The sequence below is a fragment of the Edwardsiella sp. A.80236 genome, from assembly GCF_044540725.1.
In the GTDB taxonomy this organism is placed as follows: domain Bacteria; phylum Pseudomonadota; class Gammaproteobacteria; order Enterobacterales; family Enterobacteriaceae; genus Edwardsiella; species Edwardsiella tarda.
The window spans coordinates 1-3,386 of the sequence record NZ_JBIUCY010000043.1 but is presented as its reverse complement, the minus strand read 5'-3'; the positions used below and the strand labels follow the sequence as shown (position 1 = coordinate 3,386).

Here is a 3,386-nt window from a genome sequence, read left to right as displayed (position 1 = left end):
ACCATTTCGCAGCAGCCGCCTGATCGGCGCAGAGCGACAGCCTACCTCTGACTGCCGCCAATCTTTGCAACAGAGCCCGCCGTGCTAGTCTGCTCGGTGATGGTGGAGTGAAGCCAACCCGCAATCGGGTTATGAATCTGCATCGCGATTCGCAATCAGCTGTCTCTTGAGCATGTCGAACTCCTGCGATGTTATCTCGCCGTGCTCGTGCTGCTACACCAACTTGTCCAACTCATCCGCCACACCGCTCCCCACCACCTGCGATGGCCAGGTTGTTTGCTGGGCGCATTGGCGGAGTATCGTCTCGACCCGGGACACCCACACCGGCACAACCTTACGGGAGTGATTCACTGTCAAAGAATCGGCCCGGTGCTCTGACGCAAGTATCGGGATGGTCACCATTTGTAAGCCGTAGACCTGAGTGGTGATCAAGACTTCGATACCACCGACCGTACCGGTACTAATCGACGACGGTCGTGTTCGTCGCCTGCCGCAGGGACTCTGCACACCTCCGTTTACGCATGTGCCTGGAGGAGTTGGAAATCGTCGTGTTCGGGAAACATTAAACACAGGATGGCAGCGATCTGAGCCAGCACATGATCAGCTAGCTCACCATCCGGATCGACGGCCCACTGCATCGTCGCGCCAGCGATGACCGAGTGCAGGAGCAACTCAGCTGCCGCAGGAGCACCTGGGGGCAGTCGCTTGCGGATCCCCTCCACCACCGCGCGGTTCCGCTGGATCGCAAGCGTGCGTAGCTCCGGCACCTGGAGCTCGTACCAGGAGATGAGATAGTTCACCGAGAAGTCGTTGCGAGTGTTCATGCTCCGAACGAGCACCTGCAAAAATTCCCAGAGCCCTTGCGGCCCTGCGCCTATCGGTATCGCATTCAGGTAATGCCGCACCTGCTCGACGCCGCGCTCCATCATCCTCACCAGCAGCGTATCGCGGTTGGTGAAGCGCTGGATTAACGCTGCGCGGGAGAGCCCCACCTCCTTTGCTACTCCGCTGAGCGTGAACTCTATGGGACCGCAACGCTTCAGCACTACGGTGGCGGCCTCGAGTACCTCGTCATCGGACTTGAGCTTGGGGCGGGGCATCAGTGTTCACCTTCTGTATGGGTTGGGGCGGAGGCTGTGGCTGCCGCCGCCATTGTAGCAAATTGAAGACGGAGCGAGAGTAGAGCCACGAGCCCCGCAAACACGGCCGATACAACGAGGCCAGGGAGCGGACCAGCAAGGTCGACAAACGCGCCGGCCGCAAGCATAACCATGGGCGAGGCTGACAGCATCACCGCCGAGACCGTGCCGAGTACCCGGCCGAGAAGTTCTGGCGGCGTGCGGTTGTAGATGGCAGCGTTGAGAATGGGAGAGACTGAGCCGGTCAGCAGTCCCACGAGCGCGCCCAACAACATCAGCACCGGCACGCCTGGCAACTGTGAAAGCAGAAGCGAGCCCACCGCAGAGCCACAAAATGCCACCGCCAGCCAGTTCTGCGCTGATATCCGGGCGCCGACCGACGCATGAATGGCAATGCCAAGGAGACCACCAGCCCCCATCATTGAGGAGAACAGCCCGAGCTCTGCTACTTGGCGTCCTGCATCTACAAACAGCGCAGGCATGATGACGCTGCCGTTGGCGCCAACGATGCCCACGAAGATCATCACTATACCAAAGAGAGGGCGCAGCAGGGGTTCGCTCCAGAGAAAAGCGACGCCGGCGCGCATGGAGAGAGTCGCCGTCGTGGTCATCGTCCGAGCGGCACGCGCGGGAAGCACCCACGCGCCGAGCAGACCTGCAAGGACGGAGCAGAACGCCGTCAGCCCGAGCGTTGGCGCAGCGCCAAGCAGGCCGATTGCGGCCCCCCCAAGGGCCGGGCCACCTAGAATCGCGACGTTCCCGATCACCGCTTTCAGTGACGAGACGCGCTCAACGGAGAGCCCGGCGACGTGGCCGAGTTTGGGCAGCTCACTGTCCTGCGCGGCCATACCGGGTGCGTCGAACGCGGCACCGAGCACCACGCAAGCGATCAGCCCAGTGTTCGAGAGGGCGCCAACGGCATCGAGCAGTGGGATGCTCGCCATGGCCACGCCGCCCACCACACCCGAGATCAATGCGACGGGCGCGCGCCCGAACCGATCGACGAGGCCACCACCAACCCACGCGCCGATGATGGTCGCGATGACGCTGCTAGCGGCCGTGGCGCCCGCCCAGGCCGCGCTCTTTGTATGAGACAGGACGAACCATGGAAGCGCGAGGGCCGCCACCGCGTTGCCGATCCGGAAGAGAAAGGTCGCCGCGAACAGCGTCGCGAGCGGGCTATATCGACGTTCGCTCATTCCGCTGCGGCGAGCTGCGCCTTCGCCGCAGCGAGGTACTCTTCGTTACCCGAGTCGAGGGCGAAGAGTGCGTAGGTGACCGCCCCGAACGCAAGGCGCTCCGCGATGTGGTGGGCGAGCCGCGGCCACACCCGGCCACCGGCCGCTTCATACGTGAGGAGGAGCTTCGCGAGCCCCTCTTCACCAAAGACCATAAGGTGCGCGGCCATGTCGATGGCAGGGTCATCAACGCGGGCCTCGCTCCAGTCGATCATCCCGCTGACGCGCTCCGTGTTGTCGATGAGCACATGGCCCACGTAGAGATCGCCATGCACCACCACGGAGAAATCTGGCCACGACGAATCGTCGTCGAGCCAGCGCTGCCACCGGTGGAGGCGCTTGTCGTTCACCACGAACTCGCGTCGGACGCGGTCAACGTCGTCGGCCACCTTCTGACGGGCCTGCGTCGGTGTACGGATGAGCATCCCCGCATCCACGGCGGCGGAAATGGGGACGGCATGCAGGGCGGCGAGCGCGGTCGCGAAGCTCTCCGCGAAGACCTCCGAGTCCTGCGGCACGACCCAGTCGGGCGTGGACGAACCAGGCTGGATGACCATCGCAGTCGAGTCTTCGAGCATGGGATAGGCAACGAGCTCGGCGTTGGCCACGCGCCAGTCCGGCACCGCGAACGGCAGGCGATTCTTGAGCATTGCCAGCACCCGCGCCTCTGGTTCGACCTTCGCGCTTACCTCGGCTCGGCGCGGGATGCGCAGCACCCACCGACGTCCATCGTCGACGGTGGCGATCACGATCCTATAGTCGAGCCCAAGCTCATTGACAGTCAGCGGGCCATGGAGCTTGAGCCCATGTCGGGCTGCAAGTGCGTACAGTTGGGAGGTATCGGCGGTCGTGACTACGGTCATGATTCACTCCTGAGGGCTTGACGGGTTTAGCCACCTAAATGTAACAGTCACGTCGGTTATATTCAATCCGGCACTGTTGCAAAGTTAGCGATGAGGCAGCCTTTTGTCTTATTCAAAGGCCTTACATTTCAAAAACTCTGCTTACC

Annotated in this window: 3 protein-coding genes; all 3 read right to left on the bottom strand. The window is 62.6% G+C overall.

Features of this window, described 5'->3' with window-relative positions; genetic code table 11:
* Positions 1-515: 515 nt before the first annotated feature.
* From mphR(A) to ACEQFP_RS17255, 3 genes are read right to left on the bottom strand one after another with little or no spacing between them, the layout of a single operon-like run.
* A complete protein-coding gene (gene mphR(A) / locus ACEQFP_RS17265; protein WP_001137892.1) occupies positions 516-1,100 on the bottom strand; it encodes a macrolide-binding transcriptional repressor MphR(A) in 585 nt (194 codons plus the stop codon).
* Complete coding sequence (gene mrx(A), locus ACEQFP_RS17260; protein ID WP_000004159.1) at positions 1,100-2,338, bottom strand: macrolide resistance MFS transporter Mrx(A); 1,239 nt, start codon at positions 2,336-2,338, stop codon at positions 1,100-1,102. The genes mphR(A) and mrx(A) overlap by 1 nt, the downstream gene beginning before the upstream one ends.
* Positions 2,335-3,240 (bottom strand): Mph(A) family macrolide 2'-phosphotransferase, encoded by a 906-nt coding sequence (locus ACEQFP_RS17255; RefSeq protein WP_000219391.1) that lies wholly within the window; start codon positions 3,238-3,240, stop codon positions 2,335-2,337. The genes mrx(A) and ACEQFP_RS17255 overlap by 4 nt, the downstream gene beginning before the upstream one ends.
* Positions 3,241-3,386 lie beyond the last annotated feature (146 nt).